Annotated in this window: 17 protein-coding genes; 14 read left to right on the forward strand and 3 right to left on the reverse strand. The window is 61.7% G+C overall.

Translation table 11 applies throughout. The annotated features are described in order from the left end of the window. The first annotated feature begins 19 nt into the window (after positions 1-19). On the forward strand, positions 20-1,600 hold the full coding sequence (gene murJ / locus OIU37_RS17275; RefSeq protein WP_264258133.1) for a murein biosynthesis integral membrane protein MurJ: 1,581 nt from the start codon (positions 20-22) through the stop codon (positions 1,598-1,600). A gap of 27 nt (positions 1,601-1,627) precedes the next feature. On the opposite strand, the gene OIU37_RS17280 is transcribed toward murJ, so the two are convergent. Continuing rightward, entirely contained in the window at positions 1,628-2,032 is a 405-nt protein-coding gene (locus tag OIU37_RS17280; protein ID WP_264258134.1) for a nuclear transport factor 2 family protein, read from the reverse strand. Positions 2,033-2,068: 36 nt separating this feature from the next. After that, on the reverse strand, positions 2,069-3,121 hold the full coding sequence (locus OIU37_RS17285; RefSeq protein ID WP_264258135.1) for an aldehyde reductase: 1,053 nt from the start codon (positions 3,119-3,121) through the stop codon (positions 2,069-2,071). 108 nt (positions 3,122-3,229) lie between these two features. On the opposite strand from OIU37_RS17285, the gene OIU37_RS17290 reads away from it, so the two are divergent. Continuing rightward, positions 3,230-3,823, forward strand: a complete 594-nt coding sequence (locus OIU37_RS17290) for a TetR/AcrR family transcriptional regulator (protein WP_264258136.1) — start codon at positions 3,230-3,232, stop codon at positions 3,821-3,823. An 81-nt stretch (positions 3,824-3,904) separates the two neighbouring features. Here the strand turns inward: OIU37_RS17290 and OIU37_RS17295 are convergent, their stop codons facing one another. Next, entirely contained in the window at positions 3,905-4,333 is a 429-nt protein-coding gene (locus tag OIU37_RS17295) for a D-Ala-D-Ala carboxypeptidase family metallohydrolase (protein ID WP_264258137.1), read from the reverse strand. 187 nt (positions 4,334-4,520) lie between these two features. Between OIU37_RS17295 and OIU37_RS17300 the strand changes: the two genes are divergently transcribed. The 12 genes from OIU37_RS17300 (at position 4,521) to OIU37_RS17355 (ending at position 14,231) form a co-directional block, all read left to right on the forward strand. Then, positions 4,521-4,919: a VOC family protein gene (locus OIU37_RS17300; RefSeq protein ID WP_025392899.1), complete on the forward strand. Its 399-nt coding sequence runs from the start codon at positions 4,521-4,523 to the stop codon at positions 4,917-4,919. 129 nt (positions 4,920-5,048) lie between these two features. Beyond that, complete coding sequence (gene trpS, locus OIU37_RS17305; protein WP_017995867.1) at positions 5,049-6,113, forward strand: tryptophan--tRNA ligase; 1,065 nt, start codon at positions 5,049-5,051, stop codon at positions 6,111-6,113. 129 nt (positions 6,114-6,242) lie between these two features. Beyond that, positions 6,243-6,734 (forward strand): universal stress protein, encoded by a 492-nt coding sequence (locus tag OIU37_RS17310; RefSeq protein WP_003544884.1) that lies wholly within the window; start codon positions 6,243-6,245, stop codon positions 6,732-6,734. A 162-nt stretch (positions 6,735-6,896) separates the two neighbouring features. After that, positions 6,897-7,463: a NifU family protein gene (locus OIU37_RS17315; protein WP_012755783.1), complete on the forward strand. Its 567-nt coding sequence runs from the start codon at positions 6,897-6,899 to the stop codon at positions 7,461-7,463. Between the two features lie 88 nt (positions 7,464-7,551). After that, positions 7,552-8,214 (forward strand): tRNA (adenosine(37)-N6)-threonylcarbamoyltransferase complex dimerization subunit type 1 TsaB, encoded by a 663-nt coding sequence (tsaB, locus tag OIU37_RS17320; RefSeq protein ID WP_264258138.1) that lies wholly within the window; start codon positions 7,552-7,554, stop codon positions 8,212-8,214. Continuing rightward, positions 8,211-8,711: a GNAT family N-acetyltransferase gene (locus OIU37_RS17325; RefSeq protein ID WP_171601828.1), complete on the forward strand. Its 501-nt coding sequence runs from the start codon at positions 8,211-8,213 to the stop codon at positions 8,709-8,711. Before tsaB ends, OIU37_RS17325 begins: the two co-directional genes overlap by 4 nt. Before the next feature lie 82 nt (positions 8,712-8,793). Next, positions 8,794-9,222, forward strand: a complete 429-nt coding sequence (locus OIU37_RS17330) for a Fur family transcriptional regulator (protein ID WP_003544875.1) — start codon at positions 8,794-8,796, stop codon at positions 9,220-9,222. Positions 9,223-9,249: 27 nt separating this feature from the next. After that, entirely contained in the window at positions 9,250-10,047 is a 798-nt protein-coding gene (locus OIU37_RS17335) for a 1-acyl-sn-glycerol-3-phosphate acyltransferase (RefSeq protein WP_264258139.1), read from the forward strand. 49 nt (positions 10,048-10,096) lie between these two features. Then, positions 10,097-11,506, forward strand: a complete 1,410-nt coding sequence (gene miaB / locus OIU37_RS17340; RefSeq protein WP_264258140.1) for a tRNA (N6-isopentenyl adenosine(37)-C2)-methylthiotransferase MiaB — start codon at positions 10,097-10,099, stop codon at positions 11,504-11,506. A gap of 18 nt (positions 11,507-11,524) precedes the next feature. Then, positions 11,525-12,574, forward strand: coding sequence for a PhoH family protein (locus tag OIU37_RS17345; RefSeq protein ID WP_264258141.1), 1,050 nt, complete (start codon positions 11,525-11,527; stop codon positions 12,572-12,574). Further along, positions 12,574-13,089 (forward strand): rRNA maturation RNase YbeY, encoded by a 516-nt coding sequence (ybeY, locus tag OIU37_RS17350; RefSeq protein WP_012755778.1) that lies wholly within the window; start codon positions 12,574-12,576, stop codon positions 13,087-13,089. The genes OIU37_RS17345 and ybeY overlap by 1 nt, the downstream gene beginning before the upstream one ends. Continuing rightward, positions 13,086-14,231 (forward strand): hemolysin family protein, encoded by a 1,146-nt coding sequence (locus OIU37_RS17355; protein WP_264258142.1) that lies wholly within the window; start codon positions 13,086-13,088, stop codon positions 14,229-14,231. Before ybeY ends, OIU37_RS17355 begins: the two co-directional genes overlap by 4 nt. Positions 14,232-14,268: the final 37 nt, after the last annotated feature.

Genomic DNA, 14,268 nt, shown 5'->3' on the forward strand with positions numbered 1-14,268 from the left:
CACGCATGAGCCCAAACGCATGAGCCTGGTCAAGAAATTCGCGACCGTCGGCGGCGCCACCCTCGGCAGCCGCATCTTCGGCTTCGCCCGTGAAACGCTGATGGCTGCGGCCCTCGGCACCGGACCGATGGCCGACGTGTTCTACGCCGCCTTTCGCTTTCCGAATCTCTTCCGCCGGCTGTTTGCCGAGGGCGCCTTCAACGCCGCCTTCGTGCCGCTCTTTGCCAAAGAGATCGAGGCGAACGGCACGGATGGCGCCAAGCGCTTTTCGGAAGAAGTCTTCGGCGTGCTGTTTTCGGTGCTGCTCCTCATCACCATCGTGATGGAGCTTGCCATGCCGCTGCTGGTGCGCTTCGTCATCGCGCCAGGCTTTGCCGACGATCCTGAAAAGTTCTCGATCACGATCCGCATGGCGGCCGTGATGTTTCCCTATCTGATGTGCATGTCGCTGACGGCGATGATGAGCGGCATGCTGAATTCGCTGCATCATTTCTTCGCCGCCGCCATCGCACCCGTCTTCCTCAACGTGGTGATGATCGGGGCGCTGTTTTATGCGCTTTACACCGGCGCCGATCCGCTAGCGACCGCCTGGTATCTCTCTTGGGGCGTTCTTGCCGCCGGCGGCCTGCAGCTTGCCGTCGTCTATGTCGGCGTGCTTGCGGCCGGCATGAGCATCGGCTTCCGTTTCCCGAAGATGACGCCGAACGTCAAGCGGCTGCTGATCCTGGCAGTGCCGGCTGCGGTGACCGGCGGCATCACCCAGATCAACCAGTTGATCGGCCAGGCGATTGCGTCGTCCCGCGACGGCGCGATCGCAGCGCTGCAATATGCCGACCGCATCTATCAGCTGCCGCTCGGCGTCGTCGGAGTCGCCGTCGGCGTGGTGCTTCTGCCGGAACTGGCCCGGGCGCTGAAGGGCGGCAACCTGCGCGAGGCCGGAAACCTGCAGAACCGCTCGATCGAATTCGTGCTGTTCCTGACGATCCCCGCCGCTTTCGCGCTCTGGATCCTGTCTGACGAGATTATCCGCGTGCTCTACGAGCGCGGCGCCTTCCATCAGGAAAACACTGCCGTCGTCGGGTCGATCCTGGCGATTTACGGCATCGGCCTGCCGGCCTTCGTGCTGATCAAGGCGCTGCAGCCCGGCTTCTATGCCCGCGAGGACACCAAGACGCCGATGCGCTTTTCGGCCATCGCGGTTGCGACCAACTGCGCCACGGCGCTGACGCTCTTCCCCTATATGGGCGCGCCTGGCATCGCCGTTGCCGAAGCCACCGCCGGCTGGATCAGCACCGTGCTGCTGTTCGCCACACTTTTGCGCCGCGGTCACCTGACATGGGAATGGGCGCTGGCAAAGCGCACCGCCCTTTTGATCGTCGCCGCGGCGGTCATGGGTGCGGCCATCGTCTTCCTCAAGCAATATTGGGCGCCGTGGCTTGCTTCCGACGCGCCGCTTCTCACCAAGATCGGCACCCTTGGGCTGCTGATTGCAATCGCCATGCTGATCTATTTCGCCGCCGCCTTCCTGGTCGGCGGGGCAAATCTCGGCATGATCCGACGCAATCTGAACCGCAAGCCGGCGCCAGCTAAGGACGGGTGAGGCCAGTCGTAACTACCGTGACTCTGGCTAGTTGATGGCTGTGGCTTGCGACCAGACAACCATCCAACGTTCGTCATGGCGCTCATACATGTCAGTGTGCCAGTAATCGTTGAGAGCGACCTTGTGACCGCCGAAGACAACCTCCAGCTGAGCGCGATATCGAAGAACGGCGACCCCGTCATAAAGGCGCACGGCAATATCGGCCGGCTGCCAGGTCAGGTATTTGATCTGCCCGGAGGCGATCGCACCTAGATATTCTTCCTTTGAAAGCGCGGCACCGATTGGCGTGATCAGCTGGAAGTCCGGAGCGTGAAGCTGTTGTGCCCCAACAATATCGGCTTTGACCAGGGCGCGCAGCCTCGCGTGCTCCGTTTCGCGAAGAAGGTTGGCCTCACTGGCCGGCGAGGATGCGTCGACGGTCGGGATTGTCATGTCCGTTCTCCAATTGAAAGCAAAAGCTATTTGAATCTACGCATCGTGCTGGGCCGGCACCAATCCCAAGTCGATGAGGCTCTGGGCGCTGGCGCGGATGCATTCCTCTTCTGGGCGTGTGCTCCACCCGAGGACGCAGTGGGCTTTTGCCGCACTGACGCTGAGATCGCGATTGAGCTCATGAACAATGGTTCGTGCATTGGGGTCGGATTGCGCCATGACCCTAACGATCTCATCAGGGACTTCCCCGGACGGCAGCCGGGACGCATGGTCGGGAAAGGAATGGGCAAGAATGGCCACAAGGTCCTTGAGCCAAAAAAACCGGCCACCGATGATGAACCGTTGGCCGCCGGCAGCAGGATCGGTCATCGCTCGAATGTGGGCATCGGCGGTATCGCGCACATCCACGACCGAGAACCCAAAGCGCGGGATACCGTTGAATCGTCCCGTCATCAACTGGTGGATCAATCCAACAGACGTCCCGAAGTTTGTGCCGAGCAACGGCCCGAGGATGACGCTTGGATTGATCACGGCCAGATCGAGCCCGACTTCGTGAGCAAAAGCCCACGCAGCCCGCTCGGTCAGCGTCTTGGATTTGTAATAAGGCGTCGCCCGCGGGCTTTCCGGGTCGGTCCAATTCTCTTCGGTAAAGGGCGCCTGTCCGTCGCCATGGTTGGTGGCAGCTATGGAGGATGTCAGAACCACACGTTTGACCCGTGCCCGATGTGCCTCACGAAGCACGCGCAACGCACCATCGCGGGCTGTCCGGATCAGCGCATTCTCATTTTCGGGATATCCCGGAGGGAAAGGCGATGCGGTGTGAATGACATAGTCGCATGCCTCGACAGCCGCAGCCCAACCGCCATCGCTGTCAAGATCGGCCTGCACCAAACTGAGTTTTTGCAGTTGCCCGTCGGTGTGCGCTCCAAGCTGACCGACTATCGCCGCGCTTGTACCGATGCGGCGCAGGCTTCCTCTGACCCGATACCCCCGCTTGAGCAATTGCAAGGCAATGTGGCCTGCGAGAAATCCGCCAATGCCGGTCACCAGTACGGTGGCATCGTTAGAATTATCTGACGTGATACTCACGGGTATCTCCTGACTGCGCATCGATGCGCCTTCATCGACTTAGACAGATAAACATTAGTTGTCTACTCGTCTTTTGACAGAGTGGTCATGAAATGTCAGTCTGTCCAAATGATGCAGAATGATCGGAAAATCACCCAAATCCTGGATGCTGCCCTGCCGGTGTTCGTGCGTTTCGGCTTTCGCAAGACTTCCATGGCCGACATTGCGCGCGCCGCAGGAATTTCGCGAGCATCGCTCTATCTGAGCTTCAACAGTAAGGAAGAGCTTTTCCGAGCCGGTTCCATGCGAGCGCATACTCGCGCACTGGAGGAGGTGGGAGCGGCTCTGGCAGGACAGGGAAACGCGTTTGACCGCATGGAAATGGCCATAGCCGTGTTTCAGCGGGAGCTAATCGCCCCTTTTGGCGGCAGTTCCGATGCAGAAGAACTGTTTGCCGCCAATATGGCCTTGGCTGCGGATATCACGCTCGACGCGCGGACACGGCTATTGACGATGCTGACGCAGACGCTGAATGCCGCCGCGGAAACCAGGGAAATCGATCTCAAACCGCTGCAAGCCTCGCCTCTTCAACTGGCCAATATCATGATGGCTGCAATGGATGGGATCAAACACGCGCAATGGAATGGTTCCAGCCTCGACGACGATACAAAACTATTCATGCGCCTCCTGCGGGTGGCGGTGACGCCCCGGAGTGGCCAATAGAGGTGGTCGCGGCAGGTCCTTTCGCCGCCGCTGAATCGGCGACCCTGAACCGGAACGGGAAAAGGCGGACCGGATGATTCCTCAGCAATCCACCCATCGTCGCTGCGGTCCGACGTCGACATGGATGATGCCGTTGCAATAGCTGCCGATGCCGCCGATGCCCGGCGCGCTTCTTGCGGCAGCAATGATCGTGCGCTCCGACAGGCCGGGCATCCTGAAATCGGCCGCCAGACATTTCCCGTGCAGGGACCCGTGGCGGCGGGGATGCGGCCTGTGGCCCGAGGTTATCACAGGGCGGCGGCCGGTCTTCGCAGCAATATGCGACAGGACAGCTCGCAGTCGCCCTGGAAAGCAGCCGGCACGAACGCTGACGGTCTGGACCGTGTAGGCTAGACGTGCCTGATGTTTTGCAAGATGAACTCCATGCCTTTTCATGTCTTGACCGACGGCACCCGTTGCTGATTGAAAGGCGAAAAGGCCTGCCATGGCGAGCAAAATTGCGTTCTGCATGGTCGCTCCGATCGGCTATCCAGCGACCCCAACGGCGCCAGCACCAGGCGCAGGATTTTCGGTTCAAAAAAAGCTTTTTTGTGAAATTTTATACTCAATTATGAGTAAGGCAGTTGATCAATTCGGCTTAAAATCCGGGGAATTGCGGCTCAAAAGTGGAATAAACATCTCAAACGCGAGGCAGCACATGACCATCCAGTCTCTTTTCCTCGTCACCCTCGTTGTCGACGACTACGACCGCGCCAAGGCTTTCTATTGCGATGGTCTCGGTTTCGATTGCCTGCAGGACGAGCTGCAGCCGGAGGGCAAGCGCTGGGTGGTGGTGAAGCCGAGGGGTGGGGATGGAGCCGCCTTTCTGCTGGCGCAGGCGGCAGACGAGACGCAGCGCGCGGCCATCGGCAATCAGACCGGCGGGCGTGTCGGCTTCTTTCTGAAGACCGACGACTTCGCCCGCGACCATGCCGCGATGCTGGCAGTCGGCGTGCGCTTTCTGGAAGAGCCGCGTCACGAGGTTTACGGCACGGTGGCGGTGTTTGCGGATCCCTACGGCAACACTTTCGATCTGATCCAGCACACGGCTGCCTGAACCCCTTGATTGCGACCGGTTGCCCGTGCATAAGCCGCGGCGTTAGCAACACGGGCGCAAAGCCCTGCTGCATTCTGCAGCAATTTAAATGTGACAGCGTGGGCCCTCCACCAGCCTATTGAGGACGACATGAGCGAATTCAAGAAACTCGTATTCTCCGGCGTGCAGCCAACCGGCAATCTGCATCTCGGCAACTATCTCGGCGCGATCCGCCGGTTCGTGGCGCTGCAGGAAGGCAATGACTGCATCTACTGCGTCGTCGACATGCATGCGCTCACCGCTCAGCTCGTGCATGAGGACATGCCGAGCCAGACGCGCTCGATCGCCGCCGCCTTCATCGCCGCGGGCATCGATCCGGAAAAGCATATCGTCTTCAATCAGTCGGCCGTGCCGCAGCATGCCGAACTCGCCTGGATCTTCAACTGCGTCGCCCGCATCGGCTGGATGAACCGGATGACCCAGTTCAAGGACAAGGCCGGCAAGGACCGCGAGCAGGCCTCGCTCGGGCTCTATGCCTATCCGAGCCTGATGGCCGCCGACATTCTCGTCTATCGCGCCACCCATGTGCCTGTTGGTGAGGACCAGAAGCAGCATCTGGAGCTTGCCCGCGACATCGCGATGAAGTTCAACCTCGACTATGCCGAGCATATCAGCAGGACCGGTTACGGCGTCGACATCACCGTCGGCAACGAGCCGGTGCATGCCTATTTCCCGATGGTCGAGCCGTTGATCGGCGGGCCGGCGCCGCGCGTCATGTCGCTGCGCGACGGCACCAAGAAAATGTCGAAGTCGGACCCCTCCGATCTCTCGCGCATCAACCTGATGGATGACGAGGACGCGATCTCGAAGAAGATCCGCAAGGCCAAGACCGATCCTGACGGCTTGCCGAGCGAGATCGACGGGCTGCAGGGCCGTCCGGAAGCCGACAATCTGGTGGCGATCTATGCCGCACTCGCCGACAAATCGAAGGCGGACGTGCTTGCCGAATTCGGCGGCCAGCAATTCTCCGTCTTCAAGCCGGCGCTGGTCGACCTGGCAATCAACGTGCTGGCGCCGATCACCGGCGAAATGCGCCGGCTGATGGACGATACCAGCCATATCGACGCTATCCTGCGCAAGGGCGGCGAACGCGCAAGGGCCCGCGCCGAGGTGACGATGCAACAAGTGCGCGACGTCATCGGCTTCCTCTATTGAGATAGATCTCCCCTTTTTCCCTCCAGGGGAGAAGGGGACCTTCCCCTGGGGAGAAGGGGATTTCTTCTCGGGCATCAGGGCAAAAACTGGGCTTGCAAATTTTCCGCTTCGGGTGTCAGAGTCCGCGCCATGGTATCGAAGCGACTCTCACGGCTCGAAGGTCACCGCCGCAAATTCATGGCGGTAATCGACGGTACACCCGAATGCCAACGCGCCGTTCATTATGCCGGCCGGCGCGCGAAGAATTCCAATGGCGGGCTGGTGCTGCTCTACGTGATCCCGGATGGGGATTTCCAGCAATGGCTCGGCGTCGAAGAAATCATGCGGGCCGAAGCGCGTGAGGAGGCCGAGGCGGTGGTTGCCAAGATCGCCCAGATCGTGCGCGAGACCATCGGCATCGAGCCTGAGGTCGTCATCCGCGAGGGCGGTGCTGCCGAACAGATCAACGCCGTGATCGAGGAAGACCGCGATGTGGCGATCCTGGTTCTGGCCGCCGGTTCGGCAAAGGAAGGTCCCGGGCCGCTGGTCTCCTCGGTCGCCGGTCGCGCGGCGGCGTTTCCGATCCCGGTCACCGTGCTGCCGGATACGCTGACCAACGAGGAAATCGACGCTCTCTGCTAGAGCGTGATCCCGAAAACTGTGAGCGGTTTTCGGACGACATCATGCTCTAACTGTAGCATTTCTTGAGTACAAGTCTCTTGATTAGAGCCGTCAATCGGCTTATCTTCTTTTGAAGAATTCTAAAGACGGCCGAGACCATGGGCCGGCCGCATGGAGAATCAGATGTTCATTCAGACCGAAGCCACGCCGAACCCCGCCACGCAGAAGTTCCTACCGGGCAAGGTGGTGATGGAAAACGGCACTGCCGAGTTCCGCAGCACTGAAGAGGCTCAAGCGTCGCCGCTCGCTGCCCGCCTGTTCGAAATATCGGGCGTCACCGGCGTCTATTTCGGCTATGATTTCATTTCCGTCTCCAAGGATAATGCCGACTGGCAGCATCTTAAGCCGGCTATATTAGGCTCGATCATGGAGCACTTCATGTCCGGCAAGCCGGTCATGGGCGATGCCTCCATCCTGTCCGAAGACGCCGATGCCGGCGACGAATTCTTCGACGAAGGCGATGAATCGATCGTGCTGACCATCAAGGAGCTTCTGGAGACCCGCGTGCGCCCGGCCGTTGCCCAGGACGGCGGCGACATCACCTTCCGCGGCTTCAAGGATGGCAAGGTCTATCTGAACATGAAGGGTTCCTGCGCCGGCTGCCCGTCTTCGACGGCAACGCTGAAGCACGGCGTCCAGAACCTGCTGCGCCATTTCGTTCCGGAAGTGCAGGAAGTGATCGCCGCATAAAAATCCTGAATTCGTCCGGCCGTTCATCTCAGGTTCGGTCGAACGGATTTATCGATAGGCGACACTGGTTTATTCGGAAATTGATGGCATGATCATTCTGGCGCTCGACACGGCGGGTGTGGACTGCGCTGCCGCTGTCTATGACAGCGGCAGGAGTACGGTGCTGGGGGAGGCATCGGACATGATCGGCAAGGGGCATGCTGAACATCTGATGGGTATCGTCGATCGCGCACTCGATCAGGCGGGACTGGCCCTTTCGGATGTCGACCGCCTTGCCGTTACCATCGGTCCCGGCTCCTTTACCGGTATCCGCGTCGGTGTTGCCGCAGCCCGCGGTTTTGCGCTTTCCCTCAATGTGCCGGCCGTCGGCGTCACCACCCTCGAAGTCATGGCATCGGCCCAGCGCGACAAGACGCCTCATCGCGCCGTGCTGGCGGCGATGGATGCCAAGCGGGACGAAATCTACCTCCAGTCCTTCGCAGCCGACGGTTCGCCCCTCGACGCGCCAAGGTCAGTCAGCGTTGCAGAAGCGCAGGCATATGCTGCCGGCTTCGACGGCGAGATCACCGGTTCGGCGACGCCCCTCCTGAAGGCCGACGCCGGCAGCGATCACACCAACAGATTCCCGATCTCCGTCGTGGCGCGCCTGGGCGCTGCCGCCTCCCCCGATGCCGGAAAGCCGAAGCCCCTTTATCTGCGCGGACCCGATGCCAAGCCGCAGGCCGGGTATGCGATTGCCCGACGAGTATGACGATGCTGGAAGCCTATCTGACGCTGAAACCGGAATTCGAGATCATCGCCATGGAGCGCGAGGATTGCCGCGATGTCGCCATCCTGCACGGCGAGCGCTTCGCCCGGCCCTGGGGCGACGGTGAATTTCACGGCCTGCTGATGCAGGATACCGTCTTCGGCTTCGTCGCGCGCCAGACCAATGCCATCCTGAAAAAGCCGCTTCCGGGGTTCATTCTCGCCCGCCATGTCGCCGGCGAAGCGGAGATCCTGACCATTGCCGTGCAGGCGAAGGTCGCCCGTGCCGGACTTGGCTGGCGGCTGATGCAGGCGGCGATGCGGGAAGCGCGCTCGCGCGGCGGCGAGAGCATGTTTCTCGAGGTCGACAACGGCAATACGGCAGCGCTTGGCCTCTACCGCAAGCTCGGCTTCGAAAAGGTCGGCGAACGTCAGGGTTACTACAGACAGGAAAACGGCGCCCTCTCCACGGCGCTTGTCATGAAGCGCGTTCTTCGGTAGTTCCTGCCAGCGAGATGACATGCAGGCTGGCGCAAATGCCCCAGCGGCGTTGTCGAAACACGAATATCTCTATAGGCCGGCGATGACTGATGTAGCCAAGACCCTCGAGGAGCTTTGCACCGAACGCGGCATGCGCATGACCGAGCAGCGCCGCGTGATCGCGCGCATCCTGGAAGACTCGGAAGACCATCCCGACGTCGAAGAACTCTACCGCCGCTCGGTGAAGGTCGACGCGAAGATCTCGATCTCGACCGTCTACCGCACCGTAAAGCTGTTCGAGGATGCCGGCATCATCGCCCGCCACGATTTCCGTGACGGACGCTCGCGCTACGAAACGGTGCCGGAAGAGCATCACGACCACCTGATCGACCTGAAGACCGGCACGGTCATCGAATTCCGCTCGCCGGAAATCGAGGCGCTGCAGGAGCGCATTGCCCGCGAGCACGGCTTCCGGCTGGTCGACCACCGGCTGGAGCTCTACGGCGTTCCGCTGAAGAAAGAAGATCTCTGAAGCAATGGCAGCCCGGGAGACCAGCATTTGATCGCCTGGCTGCGCATCGCCTTCGCCGCGATTGTCATCCTTGCGGTCAGCATCGTGCTCATGCCGCTGCAGCTGCTGGCGCTGCGCTTCGACTGGCGGCTGCGGCGCAGGCTGCCGCGCGTCTGGCACCGAATCGTATGCTATTGCCTCGGCATCCGCGTCCGTGTGATGGGCAAGCTCGAAGACCGCCGACCGCTGATGCTCTGTTCCAACCATTCCTCCTGGCTGGATATCATGGTGCTGTCGGCCATTGCCGACGTCGCCTTCATCGCCAAGATCGAGGTCAGCAAATGGCCGATCTTCGGCACGCTTGCCAAGCTGCAGAAGAGCGTCTTCGTCGTGCGCGAGGAGAGGCGCAAGACCGGTCACCAGGCAAACGAGATCGCCGGGCGCATGGCAGACGGCGAGATCGTCGTGCTCTTCCCGGAAGGCACGACCTCGGACGGCAACCGGCTGCTCGAGGTCAAGTCCTCGCTGTTCGGCGCCGCGGCGATGGCGGTGCCCTATTCGCCGACCGGGACCGTCGTGGTGCAGCCGGTGGCGGTTGCCTATACCAGGGTGCACGGCATCGCCATGGGGCGCTATCACCGGCCGCTCGCGGCGTGGCCGGGTGATATCGAGCTGCTGCCGCACCTCCTCGACATCGTGCGCTGCGGCGCGATCGACGCCGAGGTTTCCTTCGGCGAGGCGGTGGATTACCGCGCCGAGACCAGCCGCAAGGAGGTGAGCGCGACGATCGCCTTGCGCATCCGCAACCTCCTGAACAGCCGGTTGCGCGGGCGAGAAATCTCCTGAAAGAAGATTTCGATTTTCTCGGGCGGCAAAAACCACTAAATAGCGCGCCATGACACAGGACAGCGCCCTTCTCCAGGCCCCGGAGCCGTTTCTCCGCGACGGCAGCAACAGCCGCAAGGTCTTCATCAAGACCTATGGCTGCCAGATGAACGTCTACGATTCGACGCGCATGAGCGATGCGCTCGCCCGCGACGGCTATGAGCCGACTGAAGATATGGAAGAGGCGGACCTCGTTCTCCTCAATACCTGCCACATCCGCGAGAAGGCGGCCGAGAAGGTCTATTCGGCGCTCGGGCGGCTGCGCGATATGAAAAAGAAGAAGGCGGCGGACGGACGGGAGATGATGATCGGCGTTGCCGGCTGCGTCGCCCAGGCCGAAGGCGAAGAGATCCTGCGCCGCGCGCCCGCCGTCGACGTCGTCATCGGCCCGCAGACCTATCATCGCCTGCCGGAGGCGCTACGCCTGGCCAAGCAAGGCCAGCGCGTCGTCGACACCGAATATGCGATCGAGGACAAGTTCGAGCATCTGCCGATCGCCGAGAGCCGAAGGATCCGCGCCCGCGGCGTCACCGCCTTCCTGACGGTGCAGGAGGGCTGCGACAAATTCTGCACCTTCTGTGTCGTGCCCTATACACGCGGCTCGGAAGTGTCGCGGCCGGTTTCCCAGATCGTCGAGGAAGCTGAAAAGCTTGTCGACAGCGGGGTGCGCGAGATCACCCTGCTCGGGCAGAACGTCAACGCCTGGCACGGCGCCGGGAGCCAGGGCGAGGCATGGAGCCTCGGCGACCTGCTCTACCGGCTGGCCGAGATCCCCGGCCTGGCGCGGCTGCGCTATACCACAAGCCATCCGCGCGATATGGACGACCGGCTGATCAATGCCCATCGCGACCTCAGCGCACTGATGCCCTATCTGCACCTGCCGGTGCAGTCGGGCTCGGACCGCATCCTGAAAGCGATGAACAGGCGTCACACGGCGGCCGAATATCTCACGCTGATCGAGCGCATCCGCACGGTGCGGCCCGACATCGCGCTGTCGGGCGATTTCATCACCGGCTTTCCGGGGGAGACAGATGAGGATTTTAAGGATACATTGAGACTTGTGGAGGAGGTCCGTTATGCACAGGCCTTCTCGTTCAAATACTCGACACGGCCGGGCACACCCGGCGCGGAACTGAAGGACCAGGTGCCGGAAGAGATCAAGGCAGAACGGCTGGAACGCCTGCAAATGCTTCTCCTGAAGCAGCAGCAGGAATTTGCCGAATCCTGCATCGGCAAAGAGATCGACCTGTTGCTCGAAAAGCCCGGTCGCATGCCGGAACAACTAATCGGACGCTCTCCCTGGCTTCAATCCGTGAATGTTGATGCAAAAGCATCGCAAATCGGTGACATTATTAAAGTGCGAATCACAGGAACCGGAACAAACAGCCTGTTTGCGGAACGCGCAGAGGCTGCGGTTTAACCCAAGGAGCCCGACCGCTTGAACGGACAAGAATTGGTTTCTTCTTCACCGCGCCACCCCCGCACGCCGAGCGATACCAATCACTTCGTCCTGACGTTCGAGAACAACCGGTTCGCCAGCGAGCTCTTCGGTCAATTCGACCAGAACCTCAAGCTGCTCGAGCAACGGCTGAACATCGATGCGCGGGCACGCGGCAATTCGGTCGTCATCACCGGCGATATCGTGACCACCAATCAGGCGCGGCGCACGCTCGACTATCTCTATGAAAAACTTCAGAAAGGCGGCAGCGTGGAACGATCCGACGTCGAGGGTGCAATCCGCATGGCGGTCGCCGCCGACGATCAGCTCAGCCTGCCGACCATGGAGCGCAAGGCCAAGCTGACGATGGCGCAGGTGTCCACGCGCAAGAAGACGATCATCGCCCGCACGCCAACCCAGGACGCCTATATCAGGGCGCTGGAACGCGCCGAGCTTGTCTTCGGCGTCGGCCCGGCCGGCACCGGCAAGACCTATCTCGCCGTCGCCCATGCCGCCCAGCTCTTGGAGCGCGGCGCTGTCGAAAAGATCATCCTGTCGCGCCCGGCCGTCGAGGCCGGCGAGCGTCTCGGCTTCCTGCCCGGGGACATGAAGGAAAAGGTCGATCCCTATCTTCGCCCGCTCTATGATGCGCTCTATGACATGATCCCTGCCGACAAGGTCGACCGGGCGATCACTGCCGGTGTCATCGAAATCGCGCCGCTCGCCTTCATGCGCGGCCGCACGCTCGCCAACGCCGCCATCATCCTCGACGAAGCGCAGAACACGACGTCGATGCAGATGAAGATGTTCCTGACGCGTCTCGGCGAGAATGCCCGCATGATCGTCACCGGCGACCCGAGCCAGATCGATCTGCCGCGCGGCGTCAAATCCGGCCTCGTCGAGGCCTTGCAGCTTCTGAACGGCGTCGAGGGCATCTCGATCGTGCGCTTCACGGATGCTGACGTCGTCCGCCACCCGCTGGTCGGGCGCATCGTCAGGGCCTATGATTCCACCTATGCCGTCGCCGAAGACGTCAGCCGGCAGGGCTAATGGCCGAACTCGACATCCAGATCAGCGTCGAGGACATCGGCTGGCCCGGCGAGGAGACGCTGCTGTCGTTTTGCGAACGCGTGCTCGGCGCAGCAGTGGTCTATCTCAGCGACAGCGAGAAGCAGCCCTTCCCGACGTTGCCGCCCGAGGTTTCGCTCGTTTTCACCGACGATGCCTCGATCCAGGACATCAACGCCGAATGGCGCGGCAAGGACAAGGCGACCAACGTGCTCTCCTTTCCGGCCTTTCCGGTTCAGCCCGGCAAGATGCCCGGCCCGATGCTCGGCGACATCATCATCGCCCGGGAGACGCTGGAGCGGGAAGCGGCCGAGCTCGAAAAGAGTTTCGACGACCACCTGACCCATCTTCTGGTGCACGGTTTCTTGCATCTTCTCGGCTACGACCATATGAATAGTGCCGAAGCCGAAATTATGGAGGGGTTGGAGACTCGCATTTTGGCGCAGCTCGGCCTATCTGATCCCTACGAGGGTCAAGACCTTAAAATGGAACCATGAGCGACTTTACGACGAAGCCGGCGGCAGACGCCAAGGACTCCGAGCCATCCTCCTCTTCGGACGAGGCAGGCAGTAGTAGTCGGCCATCCGGCCGATCACAATCCTTCTGGTCGCGCGCCGCGCGCATCCTTCGCCCGCAGCAGGGCTCGCGACTGCGCGAGGATCTCGCCGACGCGCTGATGACCGATGCGGCCGGCGACGACGCCTTTTCGCCCGACGAACGGGCGATGCTCAACAACATCCTGCGCTTTCGCGAGGTTCGCGTCGCCGACGTGATGGTGCCGCGCGCCGATATCGAGGCGGTCGATCAGAACATCACCATCGGCGAGTTGATGATCCTCTTCGAGGAATCCGGCCGCTCACGCATGCCTGTCTACGCCGATACGCTCGACGATCCGCGCGGCATGGTGCATATCCGCGACCTGCTCTCCTATGTCGCCAAGCAGGCGCGCAACAAGCGCCGTGGCCCGACGAAACCGGCCGCTGTCGTGCCGGCGATCGAGGTTGCGCCCGAGAACATTCAGAAGACCACGCGTTCTGCCAAGCAGAATTTCGATCTCGCCCGCGTCGACCTGCAAAAGACGCTGGCCGAGGCCGGCATCATCCGCAAGATCCTGTTCGTGCCGCCGTCGATGCTGGCGTCCGACCTGTTGCGCCGGATGCAGGTGAACCGCACGCAGATGGCGCTCGTCATCGACGAATATGGCGGCACCGATGGGCTTGCCTCGCATGAAGACATCGTCGAAATGGTGGTCGGCGACATCGATGACGAACATGACGACGAAGAGGTGATGTTCAAGCGCGTCGCCGAGGACATGTTCATCGCCGACGCCCGCGTCGAGCTGGAAGAGATCGCCCAAGCGATCGGGCCGGATTTCGACATCAGCGAGCAAGTCGACGAGGTCGATACGCTGGGCGGCCTGATCTTCTCCGCACTCGGCCGCATTCCGGTGCGCGGCGAGGTCGTCCAGGCGCTGCCGGGCTTCGAATTCCACATCCTCGACGCCGATCCGCGCCGCATCAAGCGGCTGCGCATCACCCGCAAGCGCCACGCGGTTCGCCGCCGCGCCAAGGCGGATGGCGACGCCGCTCCCGGCTCCGAGGCCGGCGACGACCGGCCGGCGGAATCGGCCGCCAACTGACTGGACCCAACTGACGGGACAAAGAGCCGCTTTTTTG

Origin of the sequence: Rhizobium sp. BT-226 (assembly GCF_025847085.2) — a bacterium.
Lineage (GTDB): Bacteria > Pseudomonadota > Alphaproteobacteria > Rhizobiales > Rhizobiaceae > Rhizobium > Rhizobium sophorae.